Origin of the sequence: Paraburkholderia sp. RHO2, assembly GCF_050955445.1 — a bacterium.
Classification (GTDB): domain Bacteria; phylum Actinomycetota; class Actinomycetes; order Mycobacteriales; family Mycobacteriaceae; genus Prescottella; species Prescottella agglutinans_A.
On the sequence record NZ_CP162617.1, the window covers coordinates 4,811,715 to 4,835,028 of the forward strand.

Below are 23,314 nucleotides of genomic sequence, written 5' to 3' on the forward strand. Positions count from 1 at the left end.
CTTCGATGCCGAATTCGTCCATGTCATCGCCTCGCCTGCCAGTCCTCGACTTCCGTCAGCCGACCCGTGGCGACGTCGAACACGAAGCCGCGCAACGACTCCGTGAGCGTGACGAACGGGCTGGCGGCGACCCGGCGCAGCGATTGCCGCAGGTCCTCCTCGACGTCCGGAAACGCCTCAGCGGCCCACGCCGGCTTGATACCGGTCTCGTCCTGAAGGTCACGCTTGAACTCGTCGTCGGTGAATGTCAGCATGCCGCAGTCGGTGTGGTGGATGAGGATGATCTCGCGCGTGCCGAGCAACCGCTGGCTGATCGAGAGGGAACGGATCTCGTCGTCGGTGACGACACCGCCCGCGTTGCGGATCACGTGTGCCTCTCCCGCTCCGAGTCCGAGGATTCGGTAGACGTCCAGGCGCGCGTCCATGCACGCGACGACGGCGACGTGCTTGCTCGGCGGCAGCGGCAGCGGTCCCGCGAAGCTCTCCGCGTAGCGCTTGTTGTTCTCGAGGTACTCGTCGGTGACCGTCATCGATGTCTCCCGGTTCCGTCGGGTCAGGCGCCCGCACCCGGTTCCCATGATCGTCGGGGCAGCGGGCACGCGGAACCCTTCTGCTCCCCGGGAACGGAATAAACGGGTTGCGCGCCGGTTGAACCGGTCATACCGTTGTCGACGTTCGTGTTTCCGATCGATAGGAAGAGCCCTTGCTCCTGTAGAGGTGATCCCGCGCCCGAGCGCGGCGTGTGCCGTAGCACGCGCCCGCGCACAGCACGCAACCTCTCGGAGCATCCATGGCACATCCCTCCACATCGATATCCCTGTCCGACCTCACCTTCTCGTGGCCCGACGGGTCCCCGGTCGTCGACGGCCTCGACGCCGTGTTCGGCTCGGGCCGCACCGGCCTGGTCGGCCTCAACGGTTCCGGCAAGTCCACGCTGTTGCGGCTGATCGCGGGACGACTGCGGCCGTCGCGTGGCTCGGTCTCGACAAACGGTATCGTCGCGTACCTCCCGCAGGACCTGACGCTCGATCCGAGCGTGCGTGTCGACGCGGTACTCGGGATCACCGACATCCGACTGTCGTTGGCGCGCATCGAATCCGGCTCCGGAACGGAGACGGACTTCGACACCGTCGGTTCCGCGTGGGACATCGAGGAACGTGCGGTGTCGACGCTGCACCGACTGGGCCTGCGGCACATCGTCGCCGACGTCGCCGATCTCGACCGCACGGTCGGTGAACTGTCCGGCGGCGAAACGACGTTGCTCGGTCTCACCGCTCAACTGCTGCGCGAGCCGCACATCCTGCTGCTCGACGAGCCGACCAACAACCTGGACGGTGCGAGCCGGGAGCTTCTCGCCGCGGCCGTGCGCCAGTTCCCCGGCACCGTGCTCGTCGTCAGCCACGACCGGGATGTGCTCGAGACGATGGAGTCCATCGCGGAACTGCGCGACGGTCACCTCCGCATGTTCGGCGGCAGCTTCACCGACTATCTGGCGGCGGTCGAGGCCGAGCAGGAGGCCGCGCGGGCCGCTGTCCGCGACGCGCGCAGCGACGTCCGCAAGCAGGGCCGCGAACTGGTCGAGACGCAGATCAAGCTCGATCGCCGCGCCCGGTACGGCCGAAAGATGTTCGAGAACAAGAGAGAACCGAAGATCGTGATGGGCCTACGCAAGCGCGCCGCCCAGGAATCGGCCGGCAAGCTTCGGGGAAACCACCAGGAGAAGCTCGACGACGCCAAGCGCGCCCTGGCCGAGGCACAGGACCGGGTGCGCGACGACCGCGAGATCCGCATCGACCTGCCCGACACCGCGGTGTTCCCCGGACAACAGGTGATCGAGCTGACGGGGGCGCGCCTGCGTAGCGGTCAGACGCTCAATCTCACCGTGACCGGACCCGAGCGGATCGCTCTGACCGGACGCAACGGCGCCGGCAAGACCACCCTGCTCCACCGGATCGCCGAGCACGGCGCGAAGGTCCCGTTCGCCCTCCTCCCCCAGCGACTCGACATCTTCGACGACGCTCGGTCGGTGGCGGAGAACGTCGCCGCCGCGGCGCCGCACGCCACCGCCGAGCAGATCCGCGGCAGTCTGGCCCGGTTCCTGTTCCGTGGTACCGAGGCCGACGCCCCGGCGTCGACGCTGTCCGGCGGCGAACGACTGCGGGCCGCGTTGGCGATGCTCCTCGCGGCCGACCCGCCACCACGACTGCTGATGCTCGACGAGCCGACGAACAACCTCGATCTGCCGAGCCTCGCGCACCTGGTGCAGGCGCTGAACGACTACCGCGGTGCGCTGATCGTGGTCAGTCACGACCGCCGGTTCCTGCGCGACATCGGCATCTCCCGACGACTGTGGATCGACGAGTCGGGCCTCACCGAGCCAGGGGACGAGCGGCCCTGACGCGGCTTCGGGGAAGCGGCCGTCGAACCAGACCATTCCGGAAAGCCTGTTCAGCTGTTCACGTGTCCCGATAGACTTGGGTGCGACGATTCCCCAGCCCTCGGGAGGGCGGCGTGGCTATCGAACCGGCTGTCGACACCGATGTCGTCGCAATGCACATGAGCGACGGGATCATCAATGCCCCCACTTCGGCGCTGTTCTGGGCCGTCGCGGTCGTGGGCGTCGGCGTCGCGATCTGGCGCGCCCGCACCGAACTCGACGAACGGACCGCGCCGATGGCCGGCCTGGTGGCCGCCTTCATCTTCGCCGTCCAGATGATCAACTTCCCGATCCTCCCCGGCGTGAGCGGACACCTCCTGGGCGGCGGACTGGCCGCGATACTCGTCGGGCCGTACACCGGCGCGCTGTGCATCGCGATCGTGCTCACCGTTCAGTCCCTGTTGTTCGCCGACGGCGGCCTCACCGCGCTCGGCGCCAACATCACCAACATGGCACTGGTCGGGACCGCGGTCGGCTACGCCGTCGCGGTGGCCCTGCGCCCGGTGCTGGCCCGCCGGGGAGACGGCGGGATCGGCGTTCTCGCGTTCGTCTCGGCCTGGTGTGCAACGGTTCTCGCGGCATCAATGTTCGTCGTCGAGTACGCGATCGGCGGGTCGGCCATCACGTCGCTGCACACGGTGGCGGCGTACATGCTCGGCACGCACGCCCTCATCGGCATCGGCGAGGGCATCATCACCGCGTTCACCGTCGTCGCGGTGGCGCGGGCCCGGCCCGACCTCATGTACCTGCTGCGCCGGCAACCCGTGCGCGCGCGTGACGCGGGCGTGGTGCCGACATGAGCACCGGCACCCGCAGATGGTCGTGGTTCCTCGTCGGCTTCGCGGTGGCGGCGCTGCTCGTCGCCGGCGTCCTCTCCTACTTCGCCAGCTCCAGTCCGGATGGCCTGGACGCCACGACGCAGCGCGGCTGCGAGGTCGTGGAAACCGATGACGGTGAACAGCTCGACGGCGCGTGCATCGCCCAGGACGCCACCGATCATCACCTGTCGTCGTCGCCGTTGGCCGGCTACTCGATCCGCGGCGACGGCGCGCTCACCGGCGTCGCCGGGGTGATCGGGGTGGTGGCGGTGTTCGTCGTGGCGGGCCTGCTGTTCCGGACGATCGCGCGCCGCCGGGGTCCGTGACGTGTCCGGGTCGCACACCCACCCACTGTTCCTCGAAGGCGCGTCCCCGGTGCATGCGCTGCCGACCGAGGTGAAGATCCTGGCCGCATTCGTCGGGATGTTCGCCGTCGTCGCGACGCCGCGGGAGGCGTTCTGGGCGTTCGGGCTGTATCTTCTCATCCTCGTCGGGGTGTGGCGGATCGCCGGCATCACGCTGCGCTGGCTCGCGCCGCGCATGCTCATCGAGTTGCCGTTCGTCGTGCTCGCCGTCCTGCTGCCGTTCGCGGAGACCGGCGAGCGGGTGGCGGTCGCGGGTCTGTCCCTGTCGGTGCCCGGCCTGCTCGTGGCGTGGAACATCCTGGTCAAAGGCACCCTGGGCGTGCTCGTCTCGCTGACGCTCGCGGCCACCACACCCATGCGGTCCCTGCCGGCGGGACTGTCCCGGCTGCACCTGCCCGGCATCGTCGTCACGGTGGCCACACTCATGCTCCGTTACGTGACTCTGCTTGCAGCAGAGATCGATCGGATGCGCATTGCGCGCGTCTCCCGCGGTGACGACCCGCGCACCCTGCACCTGGTCGGCGCGGCCGCGCGCGGCGTGGGCGGGACGTTCCTGCGCGCCTACGAGCGCGGCGAGCGCGTGCATCTCGCGATGCTCTCGCGCGGATTCACCGGCACCGTACCGCTGTTCGCGCCGCCGGCCCGGGGCCGCGACTGGTGCACCGCGCTCGCGCCCGTCGCGTGCGCGGTGGCGGTCGCGACCGCGGCCTGGGTGATGAGATGACCGCGCCCGCAATCGAAACCAGCGGGTTGGTCTTCGACTATCCGGACGGCCGGCGAGCGCTCGACGGCATCGACGTCTCGATCGCCCGCGGCGAGCGGGTCGCGGTCCTGGGCCCCAACGGCGCCGGCAAGACCACCCTGATCCTCCAACTCAACGCGGTGCTCACCGCGACGGCGGGCTCGGTGCGGATCGGCGGCCTCGCCGTCGGCCGGAAGAACCTGCGCGAGATCCGCCGTCGCGTGGGTGTGGTGTTCCAGGACCCCGACGACCAACTGTTCATGCCCACCGTGGCCGAGGACGTCGCCTTCGGGCCGGCCAACTTCGGGGTCCGCGGAGCGGAACTCGGACGGCGCGTGGCCGACGCGCTCGCGCAGGTCGACATGGCCGAGCACGCGCACCGCAGCGCCGGTCACCTCTCCGGGGGCCAGCGACGCCGGGTCGCGCTCGCGACGGTGCTGGCGTGCCGGCCCGACGTGCTCGTGCTCGACGAGCCGTCGAGCAATCTCGATCCCGTCGCCCGCCGCGAACTCGCCGAGGTGCTCATGCGTGTGGAGGCGACCCTCGTGCTGGTGACCCACGACCTGCCGTACGCCGCGCAACTGTGCCGGCGGGCGGTGGTCCTCGACGCGGGTCGCCTGGTGGCGGACGACGGCATCGATCGGGTCCTCGCGGATGCCGACCTGCTGGCCGCACACCGCCTCGAGTTGCCCTGGGGGTTCACGCTTCCCGAGACGGAGTCACTGCCGGATCGCCTGCGGGACGGATGAACTCGGCGGCCAGGCGCGGATTGGTCTGTGTCAGCTGCCAATCCGTCCAGTATTCGAGGCTGCCGGCCTGATCGGCGTCGAGTCGGTCGCAAACGAGGTCCCAGTGCACGGCCACGCGGTCGCCCAACCGCAGATCCGGCACGAACGGTCCGGCGGCCGTGCGCCGTCGGGCAGGCCGGTCCTCGAGCGGGCCCAGCGTCAGCTTCGAACCGTCGAACTGCAGGCCCCGTGACCGCACCACCGCGGTGTCGGGCCGCAACTCGACGACGACGCCGTTGCGGATGCGGCACGAGTCGAGGACGTGCAAGGGCTGCGGCATCCCGGTGCCGAGCAGTCGCGTCCACGGATACACGCCGAACACGTGGAACGCGTGGGTGGGTGCGACCTCGGGCAGCAGGTCGTCGGTGAGGTACTTCCAGTAGTGCCCGGCGCGCGCGCCGAGGCGGTCGAGCAGTGCCCGGCCGAACCGTTCCCGGTCCACGGCCGCGGTCAGCTCGTTGCCGGTCCAGTAGCCGCGCACCACCGTCTCGTCGAGGGCGTCGTCCACTCCGGACTGTTCGGCGAGCAGTTCCTGGTACGGCCACGCGCCGCTGAACTGTCGGGCCGCCGCGTCCACGCCGCCGACGTCGGCTCCCCCGCCCCCGCACGCGACCGTCTCGAGCACCGATCCGGCGGGACCGCAGTACCCGAGCGCGTTGGGCGCGTACGCGTACCGCGCGAACAGGGCCCGACCGGCCCGGCCGCTCACTCGGGTCTCCGCCCCACCAGCAGCGCGGTCTCCCGGTGCAACCGACCGAAGTTGTAGTACGCGGCGCACGCACCCTCGGGCGAGACCATGCACGTCCCGATCGGGGTCTCGGGCGTGCAGGCGGTGCCGAACACCTTGCACTCCCACGGCTTGATGACCCCCTTGAGGACCTCCCCGCACTGGCACGCCTTGGGGTCGGCCACCCGGACGCCCGGCATCGAGAAGCGTTCCTCCGCGTCGAACTCGACGTAGTCGGGGTGGATCCGCAGTGCGCTCTGCGAGATGAACCCGAGTCCCCGCCACTCGAAATGCGGGCGCAGCGCGAAGGTTTCGCTCATCAGCTTCAGTGCCTGCGGGTTCCCCTCGGGCCGCACGACGCGGATGTACTGGTTCTCCACCTCGCAGCGCCCCTCGCGGATCTGCTGCAACAGCATGTGCACCGACGCGAGGATGTCGAGGGGTTCGAACCCCGCCACCACCATCGGCTTTCCGTACACCTCGGGAACGAACCGGTACGGCCGCAACCCCACCACCGTCGAGACGTGTCCGGGGCCGAGGAAGCCGTCGAGGCGCAGGTCCGGGGACTCGAGGATCGCCTTGATCGGCGGCACGATCGTCACGTGGTTGCAGAAGATGCTGAAGTTCGTCACGCCCATCTGCCGGGCCCGCACCAGCGTCACCGAGGTGGACGGGGCGGTGGTCTCGAAGCCGACCGCGAAGAACACCACCTGTTTGTCGGGGTGATCGACGGCGATCTTGAGGGCGTCGAGCGGCGAGTACACGAATCGCACGTCCGCGCCGCGCGCCTTCGCCTCGATGAGGTTGCCGCGCGATCCGGGCACCCGCATCATGTCGCCGAACGTCGTGAAGATGACGTCGGGCTGTTCGGCGAGGTACATCGCGTCGTCGACGCGGCCCATCGGGATCACGCACACCGGGCACCCCGGACCGTGCACCAGTTCCACGGACGGCGGCAGCAGGTGTTCGATGCCGTGCCGGTAGATGGTGTGGGTGTGGCCGCCGCACACCTCCATGAACTTGAACCCGTCGTCACCGGCGAGTTCGGTGATCGACCGGACCAGCGCGCGGGCCGCCGCCGGGTCGCGGAATTCGTCCACGAATTTCATGCTGCAACCTCCTTGTGCCCCGGCGTCAGTTGATGCGCGAGGAATGGAACGCGTCGATCTCGTTCTCGTAGTCGGCGCCCATCTTCTGGACCTGGTCGAGCGTGAGCGCGGCCTCGGCCTCGTCGATCTTCGCCATGGCGAAGCCGACGTGGACCAGCACCCAGTCGCCCACCACGAGGCCGTCGTCGGCCAGCAGTCGCACGCTGATGGTCCGCTGGACCCCGCCCACGTCCACCTTCGCCAGGTGCTGCTCGGTGTCGACCATCTGCACCACCTGGCCGGGAATGCCCAGACACATGTCGTTTCCTCCTCTCGTTCAACAGATTCGAGGCAGCGGGTCCCCCACCAGCATGTCCACGATCCGGCTGCCGCCGAACGCGGTGCGCAGCGCGACGATGCCCTCCGGTTCGGCGAGCACCTCCCCGACCTCGGCGGCTCGCTCGCCGCCCGGGCACGCCTGGAGGGCTTCCAGCGCCGCGTCGGCCTCCTCCGCGGCGACGACCGCGACGAACTTGCCCTCGTTGGCGACGTACAGCGGGTCGATGCCGAGGAGATCGCACGCGCCCGACACCTGCGGCAGCACCGGCAGCGCCTCCTCGTCGAGCACCACCGCGAGGCCGGTGGACTGGGCCAGCTCGTTGCAGACGGTGCCGACCCCGCCGCGGGTCGCGTCGCGCATCCATCGCGTCGACGGGGCCGCCTCGAGCAGTGCGTGAACCAGACCGTTGACCGGTGCGGTGTCCGATCGGATGTCGGCCTCGATCGCGAGTTCGCCGCGCGCGAGCATCACGGCCATGCCGTGTTCGCCGATCGTGCCCGACAGCAGCACCCGGTCGCCGGGCCGGACGTGCTCGGGTCCGAGCCGGCGCGTCACCGGCAGGGCGCCGACCCCGGCGGTGCAGATGTAGACGCCGTCGGCCGCGCCTCTGCCGACCACCTTGGTGTCGCCGGTGACCACGTGCACCCCGCACTCGGCGGCGGAATCCGCTATGTCCCGGACGATCTCACGCAGCAGCGCGATCTCGAAGCCCTCCTCGATCACGAATGCCGCCGACAGCCACAACGGCCGCGCCCCGGTCACGGCGAGATCGTTGACGGTGCCGTGCACCGCGAGGTTCCCGATCGACCCGCCCGGGAACTGCAGGGGCTGCACCACGAACGAGTCGGTCGAGAACGCGATCCGCTCACCCGCCGGCAGCGTGAGCGCGGCCGCGTCCCCGAGCTGTTCGAGCTGCGGATTGCGCAGCGCCTCCACGAACACCGAATCGACCAGTGCCGCCGACGATTTCCCACCCGCACCGTGGGCGAGTGTCACGACGTCCTCGAGCAACCTGGGCCGGCGCTTGCGGAACGATGCGATGCGGTCGAGGACCCGGTCCTCACGTTCGGTGGCCGTCGTCGGTTCCATCTGTCAATCCTCCCGACTGTCGGTGGTGGCGATCTCCGGTCTGTTCAGGTGTCCCTGTGCGGCACTCCAGAGTCGGTAGCCGACGAGCGCGTGGCTCTCCTGGATCCGGTGGATGCTCTGCGATCGGATCGTGAAGCAGAAGTCCAGGTCGTCGCTCACCGCCATCCGGCCGCCGTCGTGTCCCGCGAATCCGATCGTCAGCAGACCCCGCCGACGCGCCTCGGTGAGTGCGATCATCAAATCGTCGGAGTTCCCGGAGGTGGACAGCGCGATCGCGATGTCGTGCGGGCCCGCGTGCGCGATGATCTGCCGGGAGAAGATCAGGTCGAAGCCGACGTCGTTGCCGAGCGCGGTCACCACCGCCTGGTCGGCGGCGAGCGACCACGCGGCAACGGGCCTGCCCCGCGCCGGACGGCTGAACAGCGACGCGAGAGTGGCCGCGTCGGTGGAACTGCCGCCGTTGCCGAACGTGTAGAGCCGCCCGCCCTGGGCGAACCGCTCCGCTATGAGGCGTCCGGCCGCCTCGATGCCGGGCCCCCATTCCGTGGTCGAGTCCTGCTGCAGCCGAGCGCTTTCGGCGGCCTTGCTGCGGGCCGAGGCGGCCAGGTCGTCGAGCAGGGCAGCGATGTCCGAGGCCCCCACATCGTGGGCGTCGATGAACGGGTACAGGAAGTCCGTTCCCTCGGAGCCGGGGGTAGCGCCGGTCATCGCTGTACCTCCTCGTGCGGGTCGAGCCGGGTGATCGCGGCACCGCCGTGGACCAGCAGCAGGTCGTGGGGGGCGACGGCGCCGACGAGTGTCGTGTCGACCCGCTCCTCCCCGCCGGCCGTCCGGACGAGGGCGTCGGTGAGCGGATCCGCCGGCGCCAGCACCACTTCGGCGAGCCGGCCCTCGTCGCTGCACGTGACGCACGTGTCGTCGGCGCAGTCGCCGCTCGCCCCGGCCGGCGCCTGCAGCAGCCCGGGGTGCTCGAAGCAGACGTGCGTCAGTTCCCACAGCAGGTGGTACATCAGCACGAACCGCCCGGTCGCCGGGACCATCGGATCGTCGGAGTCCACCCACAGGATGTGGGTGGCGGTCCCTGCATCCGGCCGCGGGCCCGAACCGATCCAGATCGTGTCGGCGCCCCACGCCGGCGCCCGGCGCACGATGTCCCGGACCTGGGGCTGGTCGGCGGACGCCACCGCGAGGATCACGTCCCCGGGCCGGGTCGCGACGCGGCACTGCGCCACCGGGTCGGGTTCGACGAGCGAGACCGACGGCAGGGCCCGTTTACCCATGATCACCGGGTGGACGAACTCGACCGCCACGTGATGCGCGTGCGGTTCCCACTGCGGCGAGACCACCCACAGGGTGGCACCCGCCTGGAATCGCCGCGCCAGGGCCAGCGCCGCGGCCGCCAGGTCCGCGGACAGTTCCTGGTCGATCAGTTCCACCGTCGCGTCGCTCGTCGTCATCGTTGCACCTCGTCGATCGGATCGGTCCGGGCGCGACGCGCGAGCGTCGCGAGCCCCAGCGCGGCCTGCCCCAGGGACAGACCGCCGTCGTTGGCGGGCACCGCCCGGTGGGTGAGGACCCGCAGCCCGGCGGACTCCAGGCGAACCCGAACGAGCGCCGTCAACAGCCGGTTCTGGAACACCCCACCGGTCAGCCCCACCGTCGTCACCCCCGCCTGCCGGGCGACGCCGGCCGCGAGACCCGCGGTGGCCGCCGCCAGTGCACAGTGGAATCCGAAGGCCAACTCCGGCACCGGGATCCCCGCGCGCATCCCGGCCACGAGTCCACCCACCAGCTCGGCGAGCTTCAGCTCGCCGTCCTCGATCCGCATCTCGACCTCGGCGGGTGCGCGGGCGGTGCGGGCGAGGGCCTCGAGTTCCACCGCGGCCTGCGCCTCGTAGCTGACCCGGTGCCGCACCCCGAGCATCGACGCGACGCCGTCGAAGAGCCGCCCGACGCTCGTCGTCCGGACGCAGCCGAGCCCGGAGTCGAGTTGCGCGGCGACCAGTGCACGTTCGTTCGACGCCAGCGCGCGCAGGCACGGCAGTTCGGCGGCCGCCGCGGTGTCCAGGCCCACCTCGTGCAGCAACGCCAACGCGACGCGGGCCGGGTTGCGCACCGCGACGTCGCCGCCGGGCAGCGAGAACGACTGCAGGTGCCCGACGCGCCGGGCGTCGAGCAGGTCCTCCCCCACCAGCAGCATCTCCCCGCCCCACACGGTGCGGTCGCAGCCGTAGCCGGTGCCGTCGTATGCGACGCCCAGCACGGGCGTCCCCACCATCCGGTGTTCGGCGACCAGCGCCGCGACGTGGGCGTGGTGGTGCTGGACGGTCCGCAGGTCGATGCCCTCGCGTTCGCTGAACTCCTCGGCCCAGTTCCGCGTCGAGTATCCCGGGTGCTCGTCGGCGACAACCAGTTCGGGCCGGACACCGTGCAGCGCCGACAGTTGCGCAACGGAGTCGTCGAAGACGCGCCGGCTCTCGAGGCTGCCCATGTCGCCGAGATGTCCGGAGCAGAAGGCGAAGTCCTGCCGGGTGAGGCAGAAGGTGTTCTTCACCTCGGCGCCCACCGCGAGCACGGTCGGGCCGGGACGACCCAACAGCACGGGCAGCGGCGCGTACCCGCGGGAACGCCGGATCGGCGAGGCCGCACCGTCGACGACCGTGAGCACCGAGTCCTCGCACGGTACGGCGATGTCGCGGTCGTGCATCAGGAACACGTCGGCGATGCCGGAGAGTCGTTCGCGCGCGTCGTCGTTGTCGAAGCACAGCGGTTCGCCACCGAGGTTGCCGGACGTCATCACCAGCAGCCGCGGCGGCGGCACGTCGCTGCCCGGCACCGGCGCGAACAGCAGGTGGTGGAGCGGCGCGTAGGGCAGCAGGATCCCGATCTCGTCCAGTCCCGGCGCGACGTCGTCCACCACCTCGGATCGGGCCTTCCTGCGCAGCAACACGATCGGACGGGCCGGGCTGCTCAGCACGTCGGCCTCGGCGATTCCGACGTCGCACACCCTCCGCGCGGTGGTGACGTCCGCGGCCATCACCGCGAACGGCTTGGCCGGACGCTGCTTCCGCTCCCGCAACCGTCGCACGGCATCGGGATCGGTTGCGTCGCATGCCAGGTGGAAGCCACCGATCCCCTTGATCGCGACGATGCCACCCCGCGCGATCTCCAGCTGCACGCGCGCGAGGACGGCGTCGTCGCCGTCGATGCGAGCGCCGTCGGCCTCCGCGTGAATCCGGGGTCCGCAGTCACGGCAGCAGATCGGCTGTGCATGGTATCGGCGGTCGGTGGGGTCGGCGTACTCGCGTGCGCACCGCGGGCACATCGGGAACCGCGCCATCGTGGTGGCCGGCCGGTCGTACGGCAGGTCCGTGACGACCGTGAACCGGGGCCCACAGTTCGTGCAGTTCACGAACGGGTGCCGGTACCGCCGGTCCGCCGGGTCGGCCAGTTCCCGCGCGCAGTCGTCGCAGATCCCGACGTCGGGCGGGACGAGGGTCCGCGCCCCCGCGGTGTGCACGCTCGGCACGATCCGGAACGTGTCGTCGCCGCGGGGCCGCGACGGTTCCACGGTCACGTCCACCACCACCGCGAGCGGCGGTGCATCGCGACGCAACCCGATCACGAACTCCGCCAGCGCCTCCGGCCGACCCTCCACCTCGATGAACACGGACACCTCGTCGTTGCCGCAGTGCCCGGTGAGTCCCAACTGCTCGGCGAGCCGCGCGACGAACGGCCGGAAGCCGACGCCCTGCACCACCCCGCGGACGGTCACCCGGCGCCGCTGCAGCGTGGCCCGGTCGGTGAACGCCTCGGTCGTCACGGTGCCCCGCCTCCGCCGCCGTCGCCGCGCGGCTCCCGCGGACGGCCCATCAGTTCCAGACCGGCCATGGCCCGCTCGGCGCCCTCCCGGTCGACGCGCTCCACCGCGAACCCCATGTGGATCACGATCCAGTCGCCGGGTGCGAGCACGGTGTCCTCAAGCATCCCGATATTGACCTTGCGTTCCGTCCCCTCGACGTCGACCAGCGCGAGCTGGCCACCGTAGCCGTCGAGCATCCGGACCACCTGCCCCGGGATTCCCAGACACATCGCTCAGCCCTCCGTCCCGTCGATCGGGCCACCGACCGCCGCCGCGGCGGACCCGGTCCGGCACGCGGACAGCACCGCCAGCACCTCGTCCGCGGCCGCGTCCACCGCCGCGGCAACCGTTGCGGACAGCCCGATTCCCTCGTCGACGCATCCCGCCTGACAACCGACGACGAACGTGCGGGGGAGCTGTCCGCCGAGCGCGGCGAGGCTCGCGAACACCGCACCCGGATCCATGCCGTGCGCGTCGAGGCGTGGGGCCGGGCCCGGGTCGTCCGGATCGACCTCGAACACCCGGATGTCGCCCGGCCGGCCCCGGTCCGGGACCGCGTCGACGAGGACCAGCACGTCCCAGCCGTCGAGCAGGTCGTAGGCCAGGTGCATCCCGCGGATGCCGTAGTCGACCGCGCGGACGCCGTCGGGCAGCGGGGCGGACGCCCGCCCGGATACCAAGGAGCGCAGCACTTCGGGGCCGAACCCGTCGTCGCCGAGGAAGATGTTGCCGATTCCGGCAACCAGGATCCTCGGCGGCGACGACGCGGGCGGCGCGGGCGTCATCTCGTCACATCCGACGCATACGTAGGTACCGCTGCATGTCCGGGATCGACCGCACCCCGATCCACACACCGGCCGCCGCGATCGCCGCGAACAGCACGGTGGACACCATTCCGATTGCCCTCATGACCGATTCTCCTCTCGCTCGTCCGCCGCCGGTGGCCGCGAATCGAGTGGTTCCACTTCGTCGGGCGCGAAGTACAGGTAACGGCCGTACCAGTCGTGCAGTTCGGAGGCGGGATCGTCGACGAGCACGACACCCACGTGTGTGCCGCCGTCCACGTCGGCATGCACGGTGGCGACCCGGGCGACCTGGCCCGTGAAGAACAGGTCCTGCGCGTCGGCACGCCGGGACGGCCGCAGTCGCACCAGGCTGCCCTTCGCGATCCGGACGCCGTCGACGAGGACGCCGTCGGCGTCGGGCCGAACGCTGGTGTCGGCGGCCGGATCCCACCAGGGCACGTCGTCCGGCACCTCGGGGACCAGGCCGGGTGTGACGAACGTCGGGGGCGCCGGCAGTCCGGTATCGATGGCGCGCGGATCGCGCAGCGCGCCGTGCAGCTTCTCCATGTCCGACGCCGACATGTCGTCGCAGCGGTCGATGATCTGCGCCGCCAGCGGATCGGTCGCACGGGCCTGCGCCTTCTCCTCGTCCGTCAGCGTCATCACCCGCAGGGTGAGGATCTCGTCGATCTCGGTGGCGTCGAACAGGTCTCCGTCGCTCTCCTCGGCGACCCGCGGATGGTCGTACAGGATGATCGGCGACGCCAGGACGACGTCGCTCGTACCGGGTGCGCTCGGGTCCCCGGCCAGGACCGGGTAGCAGCGGTGCTGCCGGCACCCGGCCGCGGCGGCCGCGAAGCGGTCGGGCGGTTCCAGCAGCGACGTGAAGCGGGTGCCGCGGGCCACGAGGAGCAGATGCGCGCCGATGAGCGAGTGGCGGATCGCCGTGTCCTTCACAGGAACACCCGGGGCTCCGACCTCCTCGAGGACGGTCTCGTTGCGCACGTCGACGCTCAACCGCACCGCGTCGCCGATGCGCGACACCGCCAGCTCGACCCGGCCGTGCACCGGGAACCGGGTCCGCACCAGACGGCCGGACGGCCCGAGCTCCTCGACGTCCGTGCCGCCTGGCACCCGGACGTCCCGGCCGATGCCGCCCTGCAGGTCCGCCACCTTGAACGCCCCGAGCGGGACCTCCACCTCCACGGCCTCGTCCCAGCTCACCCACGTCCGCCCGTCGGTGACAAGTTCGGGAACTGCCTCGAATCCACCCCCGCGGGCCGCCTCGACGGTCCGGACCTGCAACTGCAGGAACCGCAGCACCGGCTCGACGACACCACCGTCACGGTCGAGCACGCACTCGACGCGCATCGTGGCGTCCTCCCCCACCCCGCGGTCGTCGGCGCCGACCGGCCCGAGCACACCGAACTGCCAGCGCGACTGGTTCTTCCGCGACGTCGAACGGTACGGGTACAGCAGGTAGCCCTCGTACAGGACGGCGTCGGCCACCGCCCGCAGCCGGGTCAGGTCGTCGAGGCCGGTCACGTCGCCACCTCCCCCGCGGCGTCGAGCAGTGCGGTCACGGCCTGGTCGATGCCCGGTATCCCGCGGGCGGCCTTGAAGCGCATCAGCGCGGCGATGGTGTCGTGATCCAGACGCAGCCAGCCCGTCGACGGGAAGTTCTGCCGCACCGTCTCGCGCCACACCTCGACCGGCAGGTCGAACTGCGCCTCGCGGTCCCACGGTACCTGCTCGACGCCGAATCCCTTGGTGCCCTTGGTGAATACCGTGCCGCTGAACAGGAAGCTCAGCGGGACCTTGGCGTCCGCGCCGCCTTCCAGCGCGTGCAGGTACTTCGACGCCGTGACCTCGAAGTCGTACGTGCACGGCATCACCAGTTCGGTCACGCACTCGCCGGTGAATCCCGGCACCATCGCGGTGCAGTGCAGCCACGGGAACGTCGAGAGGGTCGACCCCCACCGATCGCGGGGCCCGAACAGGTCGAGCAGCCCGGCCTCCTCGGAGTCCGAGTAGCGGCGGCGGCGCGGTTCGATACGGATCTGGCATCGCAGGGCGAGGGCGTGCACCGTGGCAGCGGTGGACTCGGCGATCCGCACGCGGGCGATCAGGTTGGGTGTCACTGCGAACGGTTCGGGACCGACGGAGAGCACGGAGAAGTCGAGCGCGGTCACCTCACACCTCCGGTCCGCTCGTCACGGGCACGCTGCGCCGCTCGATGCGCTCGAAGAAGCTGTCGAGTTCGCGGTGCGCATCCCGCCCGCCGTCGAACCCGCGCCAGCACCGCCGCAGCCGCCCGACCAGTTCGTAACAGGCGTCGATCGGCAGGAGGTGGCACTCGGCACCGGACGGACCGGTCTTCGGCACGCGGATCAGTAACGCCTCGACGTCGGCGACGGCGGTGCCGAGGGCCGGGTTGGCCTGCCGCACCGCGTCCCACGCCTCGATGGACAGTTCCGACTCGGTCGCGCCGGCAGGTCCGGGATAGAACGCGACCGTGCGACCCTGCTCGGAGTTCCGGAAGAAGAACGCGAGCCCCACCGGGATCTCGAGCCCGTCCCACTGTCCCGGTCCCAGCCGGAAGTCCGGGAACGACAGGTACCGGTCGGGTACGGCACGGTACTTCAGTTCCGCGTCAGGTTCGGTGAACAGCAGGTAGCACGGCCGGCACACGCACATCAGTTGTCGCCCGGCCATGTTCACGACGTGCGGATGCTCGTCCGCGATCGGCAGCGCGCACATCTCGCACCGTTCCCCGGCGATCGGCTGCGGCCGGGTCGCCGCGATACGCCGAAGCACCCCCAGCGCCGGACCGGTGGGGGTGCCGTGGTTCGACGGCGCGTTCACCCCGTCACCGCCGTCGGCACCGCCACCGAGAGGACCCCGTCGCGCACCAGGACCGGAAGCGGGTCGAGGTGATCGCCCGACGTCTCCACCGCAGCCCCCGCGCGGCGGACGTCGTAGTGGGCGCGGCAGGTGGGGCAGCGCACCACCGCGTCCCCCACAGCGCCGCCGGCCCGGCGCTGCATCACCGCCCCGGCCATCGAGTTCCCACACGCGGGACACCGGTCGCGGTACGCGAAGATCTCGTCCCCGATCCGGCACACCAGCAGCGCCAGACCGCCCACGGTGAATCCGCCCACCTCACCGGGCCCCAGTTCCTCGAATTCCGGTGCAGAAACCCATGTTCCGGGTTGCTGGCTAGTATCGTGCACGTGCGACATCAGCGAGTCGACGCTGAACACACCCGGCGTCGCCGCGGTGGTCTCGGCGGGGTCGGTCTCCACCTCGATCGCGGTGGTCTCGGGCGCCGCGGCCTGCACCGCCCCCTCCACCGCGAACTGCAGGGTCACCACCGACGACGGGCACCCGTGACAACTGCCCAGGAGCCGCAGCCGCACGACACCGTCGTCCGACACCTCGACCAGTTCGACGTCACCGCCGTGCGAGCCCAGGTAGGGGCGGACGTTGTCGAGCGCGGTCCGCACCCGGGTCTCGACGTCGTGCGGGTGCAGCCCGCTCACCAGCAGCATGCTCGACACCAACTCGTCGCGGGCCAGTTCGTCGACCATCCCGGGGGTGCGCGCGGCCACGGCGACGACCCGCCCCAGCGCCTCACCGTAGAGGTCGATCACCTCGCGGACCAACTGCTCGGCCCGCTCCCGGGCCACCGGTCCGCCGGCCGAGGCGGCATCGAGCAGCGCCTCGATCCGATCGCCGGCTCCCCGCCAGCGATCGGATTCGGACGTCTCGCTTCGTGTCTCGTCGTGTACCGACGCCATCCGTCACCTCACTCCCCGGTCATGGACTGTGTGGGCGAGTGGACCTGCTCGAGGGTCTGGCCGTCCCCGAGGTACATGTGGACACCGCACGGCAGGCAGGGATCGAAACTGCGGACCGTGCGCATGATGTCGATGCCCTTGAAGGTGTCGCGGTCGTTCTCCTCGAAGATGTGCAGATCCGTCACCGCGTCCTCGTAGGGACCCGGAACACCCTCGGCGTCACGTGGACTCGCGTTCCACGGCGTCGGCGGGTACGGGTGGTAGTTCGCGATCTTGCCGTCGCGGATCACCATGTGGTGCGAGAGCACCCCGCGCACGGCCTCGGTGAACCCGCACCCGATGCCCTCGTCGGGGACCTCGAACGCCTCCCACGTCTTGTTCCGGCCGGCGCGGATCTCGGTGAGCGCCTTCTTCGCGAAGTGCAGCGCCATCGCCGCCGCGTAGGCCTGGAAGTACGTCCGGGCGCGGTTGCGCTCGATCGTGTTGCTCCACTGCGGGATCTTCCACTCGAGACTGACCGGTCCCTTCAGCGCCGTCTTCGGGAAATCGATCTTGACGCTGTGCCCGGTGGCCTTCACCTCGTCGGTCTCGACCAGCCCCGCGAGCGCGGTGGACCACATGCGGGCCAGGGCCCCGCCGCCGGTGTCGAGGGCCAGATTGTCCTTGCCGTCGAACCATCGCGGCGACATCACCCAGCTGTACTTGTCCTCGAGGTCGCGCTTCTGCGGCTTGGGGTTGGTGTGCTGGTTCCACGGGTGCCGCCGGTCCACCGGATTGCCCAGCGGGTCGGTGGTCACGAACATCTCCTGCTCGGACCAGTCGTCGTAGTACGACGAACCCAGCATGATCCGGATCCCCAGGTTGATGTCCACCAGATCCGTCGTCACCAGCTTGTTGTCGACGACGACACCCGGGGTGACGAACATCTTCCGACCCCAGTCGGTCATGTCCTTGTACTCGAAGTTGCACGCTTCCGGGTCCTGGAACGTACCCCAGCAGCCCAGCATCACTCGCCGCTCGCCCACGTGCTCGTAACCGGGCAACGCCGTGTAGAAGAAGTCGAAGAGGTCGTCGTGCATGGGGACGACCTTCTTCATGAACTCGATGTAGCGCATCAGCCGCGTCGTGTAGTCGGTGATGAGCTCGACCGTCGCGACGGTGCCGACCCCACCCGGGTAGAGCGTCGACGGGTGAACGTGCCGCCCCTCCATGAGGCAGAACATCTCGCGGGTGAGGCGACTGACCTGGAGCGCCTCGCGGTAGAAGTCGCCGGTGAACGGGTTGAGCGCCCGCATGATGTCGGCAATCGTCTTGTATCCGTGAGCGTCCGCGTGCGGCGCCGCAGTCTTCTCCGCCTGCGCGAGGACGCCCGGGTTGGTCTCCGAGACCATCTTCTCGCAGTAGTCGACGGCGACCAGGTTCTCCTGGAAGATGTTGTGGTCGAACATGTATTCGGCGGCCTCGCCGAGATTCATGAGCCACTCGCCCAGGTGCGGCGGCTTGACCCCGTAGGCCATGTTCTGCGTGTAACACGAACACGTCGCGTGGTTGTCTCCGCAGATCCCGCAGATGCGGCTGGTGATGAAGTGCGCGTCGCGCGGGTCCTTGCCCTTCATGAAGAGCGAGTAGCCCCGGAAGATCGACGACGTGCTGTGGCATTCGGCGACCGTCTTGTTCTTGAAGTCGACCTTGGTGTAGATCCCGAGGCTGCCGACGATACGGGTGATGGGATCCCAGGCCATCTCGACGAGGCCCTTGTCGTCGACTGCCCCCCGTTTCGGCTCGGGCACTGTGGAAGTCATCGAGAACCCTCTCTTCTCTCGGCAATCGCCTGTCGTCGGTCTCGCGCTACCAGGTGCGCACGGCGCCCGTCCTCAGCAGGCGCCCGGGTACACGCCAGCTGGGCTCCTTGTCGAGCGTCCGTCCCGTGATTCCGCGCAGTGTGCGGATCATCGTCCCGTACACCTCGACCGCCGTGCTCGACAGTTTGCCGCCCGGCGGCTCGTCCATGAACGGCATGAACTTGTCGGGAAATCCGGGCATGGTGCAGCCGATGCAGATGCCTCCGACGTTGGGGCATCCACCGATGCCGTTCATCCAACCCCGCTTGGGCACATTGCATTTCACGACAGGACCCCAGCAACCGAGTTTCACGATGCACTTGGGTGAGCCGTACTCGGTAGCGAAGTCGGCCTGCTCGTAGTAGCCCGCACGGTCACACCCCTCGTGCACGGTCTGCCCGAACAGCCACTGCGGTCGGAGCATTTCGTCGAGTGGGATCATCGGCGCCTGATCGGTTACCTGGTACAGCAGATACGTCAGGGTTTCCGAGAGATTGTCCGGCTGGATCGGGCACCCGGGCACGCACACGATCGGCAGGCCCGCCTTCGATTTCCAGTCCCACCCGAGGTAGTCGGGCACGCCCATCGCACCGGTGGGATTGCCGGCCATCGCGTGGATCCCACCGTACGTTGCGCATGTGCCGGCGGCGACGATCGCGGTCGCCTTGGGCGCCAGGCGATCCAGCCATTCGCTCGTCGTGACGGGCTGTCCGGTGTCCGGATTGTTCCCGAACCCGCACCAGTAGCCCTCGTCGTGCAGTTTCTCGTTCGGGATCGATCCCTCGACCACCAGAACGAACGGTTCGAGTTCGCCACGGTCTGCTTTCCAGAACCATTCGAGGAAGTCGTCGGCCCCGCCCTGCGGACCGCATTCGAAATCGATCAGCGGCCAGTGCACGGCCACCTTCGGCAGTCCGGGAAGCGCCCCGAGCGCGATCTCCTCCACACTCGGCTGAGTCGCCGCGGTCAACGAGACCGAATCGCCGTCGCAGCTGAGTCCCGCATTGATCCACAGGACGTGGATGACACCCTCGTCCGTTTCGTCAGATTTGGCGTGTTCCGGCTTCTTCGCAGCTTTCGTCGGTGTCGACATAGCAGCCACTCCCCGGGGCTCCAACGCCCCTGCGTCACCGGAGTCGACCCTCGGCCCACTTGCGTGACGCCCACCACAATTAAGGCGCGACGACGGTGGGTCTGTCAACGCCGGACGATCATCCCGCGCGGCGCTCGGCCACCCACCGATACCACTCCCCGAGCCCCTCTCCGCTGGTCGCCGACAGATTGATCACGCGCACATCAGGATTCACCGATCGAGCGTTGCGTTCACACGCCTCCGTATCGAATTCGACATAAGGGAGGAGGTCGGTCTTGTTGACGATCACGAGATCGGCCACCGCGAAGATGTGCGGGTACTTGAGCGGCTTGTCGTCCCCCTCGGTCACGGAGATGAGGACAACCTTGCCTTGCTCTCCGAGGTCGAACAGTGCAGGGCACACGAGGTTTCCGACATTCTCCACGAACACCAGCGAGTCGTTCGCGGGGCTCAACGCATCCAGCGCACTCCGCATCATCTCGGCGTCGAGATGGCATCCCGACCCCGTATTGACTTGCACCACAGCACATCCCGTCGACCTGATCCGATCGGCGTCGAGCAGTGTCTCCTGGTCTCCCTCGATCACCGACACCGGACTCGAGTCCTGCAGGTCCCGCACGGTGCGCTCGAGCAGTGTCGTCTTGCCCGATCCGGGCGAACTCATGAGGTTGAAGGCCCGCACCCCACGTTCGGCCAGCCACGACCGGTTCTCCGCGGCCAACCGGTCGTTCTTGTCCAGGATCTTCTGTTCGAGCGTCACGGTCTCGGTCGCGACGGGCGCATGGTCGTGCCCGTGCCCGTGTTCGTGAGTGTGCCCATGACCGTGTTCGTGAGTGTGCCCGTGGCCGTGGTCGTGCTGGTGTTCGTGCTCGGAGGCCCCGTCTGCCGGAACCGTGATCCGAGCCCCGGCCGGCTCGTCGACCTTGCCGCATCCACAGGTCGCGCACATCGCTCAACCCACCTCCATCGACATGATCCGCAGTTCACGACCCGAGAGGACCTCGACGTCGGCGCTGCCGCACGGACACAGAAGCACCAGGTCGAGCAGGGGAAAGTCCTCGCCACAGCCGCGGCAGTGCGCGCGGCCGGGCGGCTCCTCGATGTCGAGACGAGCCCCCTCCGCGACGGTGCCCTCCGTGACCAATTCGAAGCAGAACTGCATCGCGTCGGGCACCACCGCGCACAGTCGGCCCACCTGCAGTCGGATGCTGTGCACGCTGCGTCCGGCGGCACGTTCGCACACCGCGTCGACGACGCTCTGGGTGATCGCCATTTCGTGCATCACGGGTGTCCGTTCGGACGGAGGCTGTCGATCACACGATAGGACGCCCCCGCGACGGGGAACAGGGGATTCGGCGAAGTGCCGTCAGCTCGCGTCGTGCTCGTGGAAGTGCGTCGCGCCGATCGTGTGCAGCAGTTCGTGCACGGTGTCGTCGACCAGGCGGTAGCGCACGGTGCGCCCCGACCGCTCGGCGGCCACCCACCCCTGCTGCCGCAGCAACCGCAGTGCGTGCGAGACCGCCGTCCCGGTCATCCCCAGGGCCGCCGCCAGGTCCGTGACGCAGATGTCCGGCGCGTGGTGCAGGCACAGCAGGAGGCGCAGACGATTGGGGTCCGACAGTAGTTCGAAACGGCCCGCCCACGCCGCGATGTCCGGCGCGACGAGCGCCTGCGCGGCTCGGCGCACGTGGTCCGGGTCGATGGCCGGAGTCGGGGGCACGGCACCAGTGTAGGTCCGGGACCGGCCGTAACCTGCCGAATCGGACCCCGCGGTGGCGCGATTTACCGTGTAGGGGTGGTGATGCAGCAGGCAATCAATCCCGTCGACGGCGTCGGCATCGCGTATCGGGTGATCGGCGACGGCCCGCCCCTGGTGCTCGCGCACGGGACCGCGCTCTCGAGCGCGATCTGGCGGGCGTTCGGCTACGTCAAGGCCCTGCGCGACGAGTACCAACTGGTCCTGCCCGACATGCGCGGTCACGGCCGCAGCGACACTCCGCACGATCCGGCGTCGTACGCGATGGATCTCGTCGTCGGCGACGTCCTCGCGGTGCTCGACGACCTGGGTCACGAGCGCGCCCACTACCTGGGCTACTCGTTCGGCGGCCGCGTCGGGCTCTCGCTCGCGGTCTCCGCGCCCGACCGGCTGTGCACCCTCACCGTCGGCGGCGGCAGCGGCCGCCCGCAGGCCGGTTCGTTCGACAAGCTCTTCTTCCCGGGCTGCATCGACGTCCTCGACCACGAGGGCATGACGGCGTTCCTCGACCGGTGGAACGCGCATCGTGCGTGGCCCCTGGATCCGGCGACCCGGGCAGCGTTCGACGCCAACGACACCCGCGCCCTCGTCGCGTACCTGCGTCGTTCCGAGGAGGAGCCTGGTGTGCCCGACGCGGCGCTCGAGGCACTGGACGTCCCGACGATGCTGTTCGTCGGGTCGGAGGACCGGCCCCGGTACTCGGACACGCAGAAGCTGGCGTCGCTGATTCCGGGTTCCCGGCTCGCCGTCATCCCCGGTTTCGACCACGCCACCACCGTCGCGGCATCGCCCGAGGTCCTGGCGGTGGTGAGGCCGTTCCTGGAGGAGCATCGAGTGTCTTGACGTCCTCCTCGGCCTGGAGGCCGGGGATTCCTACCAGCGCCGTCGGCGCTCTCGGTGGGTTCCTGTTTCACAGAGTCGTGCTCCCCACTCACGCGGGGAGGCTGACCGTCTCTCCGCAGGCGTTTCGTCTCTCCGCCCGTCCGGCGGCGAGAATGCTCCCCGTACCGGGGACATGAGCTGATCAGCGCGTGAACGCACCCTCGAGACGGTTGCGCGAGCCCGGGTGGATCAGGCGCGCCGCGCTCACCAATCCACGCTCGGACCAGGTTCGGCGGCGGATCAGCAGGCACGGTTCGCCGCGGTCGATCCGGAGCAGGCGGCATTCCTCCGGGCTGGCGAGGACGGCCTCGACGACGTGCTCACCGCGCACGAGGGGCGCGACGCGGCTGAGGTAGTCGTTCGGCGTGATCGTGGTGAAGTCCTGGTCGAGGTAGTCGGGCGCCTCGGCGGGATTGACCAGACGGTCCTCCACCTGGATCGGCGTGTCGTCCTCGTAGTGCACGAGCACCGAGTGAAACACCCTGGCGCCGACAGCATCCCGAAGGAAGACCTGCGAATGATCGGTCTCCTCCTCGCGAACGAAGACTACCTCGGTGCGGTGCCGGTGCCCACGCTCCTGGATCTCGTCGGCGATGTTCTTCACCTCGAACAGCGGTGACGGGGTCTTGGTGCTGGCGACGAACGTTCCGATACCCATCATCCTCACGATGAGGCCGTCACTCGTCAGCTCGCGCAGCGCGCGGTTGATCGTCATCCGGGACAGACCCAGCGCATTGACGAACTGGTTCTCGGACGGCAACTGGTCGCCCTCGGACCAACGGCCCGAACGGATCTGCTCCGCGACCAGCTTCTTGACCCGTTCGTACGCGGGCACGGACTCGCCGCCGGCCTCGCCGAACAGCGCGGCAAGTTCCGCGTCGACGTCAACCACTGCCATCCG

General features: G+C 69.6%; 27 protein-coding genes. 6 read left to right on the top strand and 21 right to left on the bottom strand.

The window, feature by feature from the left end; translation table 11 throughout:
- Positions 1-23: 23 nt before the first annotated feature.
- Positions 24-530, bottom strand: coding sequence for a beta-class carbonic anhydrase (locus tag ABTV10_RS22410; protein WP_499030576.1), 507 nt, complete (start codon positions 528-530; stop codon positions 24-26).
- Between the two features lie 260 nt (positions 531-790).
- On the opposite strand from ABTV10_RS22410, the gene ABTV10_RS22415 reads away from it, so the two are divergent.
- The 5 genes from ABTV10_RS22415 to ABTV10_RS22435 all read left to right on the top strand — a co-directional run bounded on the left by ABTV10_RS22415 (position 791) and on the right by ABTV10_RS22435 (position 5,111).
- A complete protein-coding gene (locus ABTV10_RS22415; RefSeq protein WP_499030578.1) occupies positions 791-2,398 on the top strand; it encodes an ABC-F family ATP-binding cassette domain-containing protein in 1,608 nt (535 codons plus the stop codon).
- 113 nt (positions 2,399-2,511) lie between these two features.
- Positions 2,512-3,237 carry an energy-coupling factor ABC transporter permease gene (locus tag ABTV10_RS22420; RefSeq protein ID WP_499030580.1) on the top strand — a complete coding sequence of 242 codons (726 nt, stop codon included), beginning with the start codon at positions 2,512-2,514 and terminating at the stop codon, positions 3,235-3,237.
- Complete coding sequence (locus ABTV10_RS22425) at positions 3,234-3,581, top strand: PDGLE domain-containing protein (RefSeq protein WP_499030582.1); 348 nt, start codon at positions 3,234-3,236, stop codon at positions 3,579-3,581. The genes ABTV10_RS22420 and ABTV10_RS22425 overlap by 4 nt, the downstream gene beginning before the upstream one ends.
- A gap of 1 nt (position 3,582) precedes the next feature.
- The gene (gene cbiQ, locus ABTV10_RS22430; RefSeq protein ID WP_499030583.1) at positions 3,583-4,344 is read left to right on the top strand and encodes a cobalt ECF transporter T component CbiQ; all 762 of its coding nucleotides are present in this window, start codon (positions 3,583-3,585) and stop codon (positions 4,342-4,344) included.
- Positions 4,341-5,111 (top strand): energy-coupling factor ABC transporter ATP-binding protein, encoded by a 771-nt coding sequence (locus ABTV10_RS22435; RefSeq protein ID WP_499030586.1) that lies wholly within the window; start codon positions 4,341-4,343, stop codon positions 5,109-5,111. The genes cbiQ and ABTV10_RS22435 overlap by 4 nt, the downstream gene beginning before the upstream one ends.
- On the opposite strand, the gene ABTV10_RS22440 is transcribed toward ABTV10_RS22435, so the two are convergent.
- From ABTV10_RS22440 to ABTV10_RS22530, 19 genes are all read right to left on the bottom strand, one after another.
- Positions 5,062-5,859, bottom strand: coding sequence for a DUF6390 family protein (locus ABTV10_RS22440; RefSeq protein ID WP_499030589.1), 798 nt, complete (start codon positions 5,857-5,859; stop codon positions 5,062-5,064). The genes ABTV10_RS22435 and ABTV10_RS22440 overlap by 50 nt on opposite strands.
- The gene (gene hypD / locus ABTV10_RS22445; protein ID WP_499030591.1) at positions 5,856-6,986 is read right to left on the bottom strand and encodes a hydrogenase formation protein HypD; all 1,131 of its coding nucleotides are present in this window, start codon (positions 6,984-6,986) and stop codon (positions 5,856-5,858) included. Before hypD ends, ABTV10_RS22440 begins: the two co-directional genes overlap by 4 nt.
- A 25-nt stretch (positions 6,987-7,011) precedes the next feature.
- Positions 7,012-7,284 (bottom strand): HypC/HybG/HupF family hydrogenase formation chaperone, encoded by a 273-nt coding sequence (locus ABTV10_RS22450; protein WP_433607701.1) that lies wholly within the window; start codon positions 7,282-7,284, stop codon positions 7,012-7,014.
- Between the two features lie 18 nt (positions 7,285-7,302).
- Positions 7,303-8,394, bottom strand: coding sequence for a hydrogenase expression/formation protein HypE (gene hypE, locus ABTV10_RS22455; RefSeq protein ID WP_499030594.1), 1,092 nt, complete (start codon positions 8,392-8,394; stop codon positions 7,303-7,305).
- A gap of 3 nt (positions 8,395-8,397) precedes the next feature.
- Positions 8,398-9,102: a D-sedoheptulose-7-phosphate isomerase gene (locus ABTV10_RS22460; RefSeq protein ID WP_499030596.1), complete on the bottom strand. Its 705-nt coding sequence runs from the start codon at positions 9,100-9,102 to the stop codon at positions 8,398-8,400.
- Positions 9,099-9,851, bottom strand: a complete 753-nt coding sequence (locus tag ABTV10_RS22465; protein WP_499030598.1) for a hypothetical protein — start codon at positions 9,849-9,851, stop codon at positions 9,099-9,101. The genes ABTV10_RS22460 and ABTV10_RS22465 overlap by 4 nt, the downstream gene beginning before the upstream one ends.
- Positions 9,848-12,217 (bottom strand): carbamoyltransferase HypF, encoded by a 2,370-nt coding sequence (hypF, locus tag ABTV10_RS22470; protein ID WP_499030600.1) that lies wholly within the window; start codon positions 12,215-12,217, stop codon positions 9,848-9,850. Before hypF ends, ABTV10_RS22465 begins: the two co-directional genes overlap by 4 nt.
- A complete protein-coding gene (locus tag ABTV10_RS22475; protein WP_499030602.1) occupies positions 12,214-12,486 on the bottom strand; it encodes a HypC/HybG/HupF family hydrogenase formation chaperone in 273 nt (90 codons plus the stop codon). Before ABTV10_RS22475 ends, hypF begins: the two co-directional genes overlap by 4 nt.
- Before the next feature lie 3 nt (positions 12,487-12,489).
- On the bottom strand, positions 12,490-13,041 hold the full coding sequence (locus ABTV10_RS22480) for a hydrogenase maturation protease (protein ID WP_499030604.1): 552 nt from the start codon (positions 13,039-13,041) through the stop codon (positions 12,490-12,492).
- A 4-nt stretch (positions 13,042-13,045) separates the two neighbouring features.
- Positions 13,046-13,165, bottom strand: a complete 120-nt coding sequence (locus ABTV10_RS22485) for a DUF6893 family small protein (protein ID WP_433607715.1) — start codon at positions 13,163-13,165, stop codon at positions 13,046-13,048.
- Positions 13,162-14,586 carry a hypothetical protein gene (locus ABTV10_RS22490; protein WP_499030606.1) on the bottom strand — a complete coding sequence of 475 codons (1,425 nt, stop codon included), beginning with the start codon at positions 14,584-14,586 and terminating at the stop codon, positions 13,162-13,164. The genes ABTV10_RS22485 and ABTV10_RS22490 overlap by 4 nt, the downstream gene beginning before the upstream one ends.
- Positions 14,583-15,233: a DUF6084 family protein gene (locus ABTV10_RS22495; RefSeq protein WP_499030609.1), complete on the bottom strand. Its 651-nt coding sequence runs from the start codon at positions 15,231-15,233 to the stop codon at positions 14,583-14,585. The genes ABTV10_RS22490 and ABTV10_RS22495 overlap by 4 nt, the downstream gene beginning before the upstream one ends.
- 1 nt (position 15,234) lies before the next feature.
- Positions 15,235-15,906 carry a DUF5947 family protein gene (locus tag ABTV10_RS22500; protein WP_499030612.1) on the bottom strand — a complete coding sequence of 224 codons (672 nt, stop codon included), beginning with the start codon at positions 15,904-15,906 and terminating at the stop codon, positions 15,235-15,237.
- Complete coding sequence (locus ABTV10_RS22505) at positions 15,903-16,841, bottom strand: NifU family protein (RefSeq protein WP_499030614.1); 939 nt, start codon at positions 16,839-16,841, stop codon at positions 15,903-15,905. The genes ABTV10_RS22500 and ABTV10_RS22505 overlap by 4 nt, the downstream gene beginning before the upstream one ends.
- A gap of 8 nt (positions 16,842-16,849) precedes the next feature.
- Positions 16,850-18,643: a nickel-dependent hydrogenase large subunit gene (locus ABTV10_RS22510; protein ID WP_499030616.1), complete on the bottom strand. Its 1,794-nt coding sequence runs from the start codon at positions 18,641-18,643 to the stop codon at positions 16,850-16,852.
- A 46-nt stretch (positions 18,644-18,689) separates the two neighbouring features.
- Positions 18,690-19,775, bottom strand: coding sequence for an NADH-quinone oxidoreductase subunit B family protein (locus ABTV10_RS22515; RefSeq protein WP_433607727.1), 1,086 nt, complete (start codon positions 19,773-19,775; stop codon positions 18,690-18,692).
- Positions 19,776-19,893: 118 nt separating this feature from the next.
- On the bottom strand, positions 19,894-20,724 hold the full coding sequence (gene hypB, locus ABTV10_RS22520; protein ID WP_499030618.1) for a hydrogenase nickel incorporation protein HypB: 831 nt from the start codon (positions 20,722-20,724) through the stop codon (positions 19,894-19,896).
- A gap of 3 nt (positions 20,725-20,727) precedes the next feature.
- Positions 20,728-21,057, bottom strand: a complete 330-nt coding sequence (locus ABTV10_RS22525) for a hydrogenase maturation nickel metallochaperone HypA/HybF (RefSeq protein ID WP_499030620.1) — start codon at positions 21,055-21,057, stop codon at positions 20,728-20,730.
- A gap of 84 nt (positions 21,058-21,141) precedes the next feature.
- Complete coding sequence (locus ABTV10_RS22530) at positions 21,142-21,495, bottom strand: ArsR/SmtB family transcription factor (RefSeq protein ID WP_433607733.1); 354 nt, start codon at positions 21,493-21,495, stop codon at positions 21,142-21,144.
- 81 nt (positions 21,496-21,576) lie between these two features.
- Here ABTV10_RS22530 and ABTV10_RS22535 point away from each other — a divergent pair, with 81 nt between their 5' ends.
- Positions 21,577-22,374, top strand: a complete 798-nt coding sequence (locus ABTV10_RS22535; RefSeq protein ID WP_499035231.1) for an alpha/beta fold hydrolase — start codon at positions 21,577-21,579, stop codon at positions 22,372-22,374.
- Between the two features lie 181 nt (positions 22,375-22,555).
- Here ABTV10_RS22535 and hutC read toward each other — a convergent pair whose 3' ends face one another.
- A complete protein-coding gene (gene hutC, locus ABTV10_RS22540) occupies positions 22,556-23,311 on the bottom strand; it encodes a histidine utilization transcriptional repressor HutC (protein ID WP_499030622.1) in 756 nt (251 codons plus the stop codon).
- Positions 23,312-23,314: the final 3 nt, after the last annotated feature.

Bases quoted from the DNA above. Each gene is read 5' to 3' on its own strand.
- ABTV10_RS22410 (WP_499030576.1), bottom strand. From the start codon at position 530: ATGACGGTCACCGACGAGTACCTCGAGAACAACAAGCGCTACGCGGAG.
- hutC (WP_499030622.1), bottom strand. From the start codon at position 23,311: ATGGCAGTGGTTGACGTCGACGCGGAACTTGCCGCGCTGTTCGGCGAG.
- hypE (WP_499030594.1), bottom strand. From the start codon at position 8,394: ATGGAACCGACGACGGCCACCGAACGTGAGGACCGGGTCCTCGACCGC.
- ABTV10_RS22525 (WP_499030620.1), bottom strand. From the start codon at position 21,057: ATGCACGAAATGGCGATCACCCAGAGCGTCGTCGACGCGGTGTGCGAA.
- ABTV10_RS22510 (WP_499030616.1), bottom strand. From the start codon at position 18,643: ATGACTTCCACAGTGCCCGAGCCGAAACGGGGGGCAGTCGACGACAAG.
- ABTV10_RS22535 (WP_499035231.1), top strand. From the start codon at position 21,577: ATGCAGCAGGCAATCAATCCCGTCGACGGCGTCGGCATCGCGTATCGG.
- ABTV10_RS22480 (WP_499030604.1), bottom strand. From the start codon at position 13,041: ATGACGCCCGCGCCGCCCGCGTCGTCGCCGCCGAGGATCCTGGTTGCC.
- ABTV10_RS22515 (WP_433607727.1), bottom strand. From the start codon at position 19,775: ATGTCGACACCGACGAAAGCTGCGAAGAAGCCGGAACACGCCAAATCT.
- ABTV10_RS22485 (WP_433607715.1), bottom strand. From the start codon at position 13,165: ATGAGGGCAATCGGAATGGTGTCCACCGTGCTGTTCGCGGCGATCGCG.
- hypD (WP_499030591.1), bottom strand. From the start codon at position 6,986: ATGAAATTCGTGGACGAATTCCGCGACCCGGCGGCGGCCCGCGCGCTG.
- ABTV10_RS22475 (WP_499030602.1), bottom strand. From the start codon at position 12,486: ATGTGTCTGGGAATCCCGGGGCAGGTGGTCCGGATGCTCGACGGCTAC.
- ABTV10_RS22460 (WP_499030596.1), bottom strand. From the start codon at position 9,102: ATGACCGGCGCTACCCCCGGCTCCGAGGGAACGGACTTCCTGTACCCG.
- ABTV10_RS22450 (WP_433607701.1), bottom strand. From the start codon at position 7,284: ATGTGTCTGGGCATTCCCGGCCAGGTGGTGCAGATGGTCGACACCGAG.
- ABTV10_RS22425 (WP_499030582.1), top strand. From the start codon at position 3,234: ATGAGCACCGGCACCCGCAGATGGTCGTGGTTCCTCGTCGGCTTCGCG.
- ABTV10_RS22435 (WP_499030586.1), top strand. From the start codon at position 4,341: ATGACCGCGCCCGCAATCGAAACCAGCGGGTTGGTCTTCGACTATCCG.
- hypB (WP_499030618.1), bottom strand. From the start codon at position 20,724: ATGTGCGCGACCTGTGGATGCGGCAAGGTCGACGAGCCGGCCGGGGCT.
- ABTV10_RS22415 (WP_499030578.1), top strand. From the start codon at position 791: ATGGCACATCCCTCCACATCGATATCCCTGTCCGACCTCACCTTCTCG.
- ABTV10_RS22465 (WP_499030598.1), bottom strand. From the start codon at position 9,851: ATGACGACGAGCGACGCGACGGTGGAACTGATCGACCAGGAACTGTCC.
- ABTV10_RS22505 (WP_499030614.1), bottom strand. From the start codon at position 16,841: ATGGCGTCGGTACACGACGAGACACGAAGCGAGACGTCCGAATCCGAT.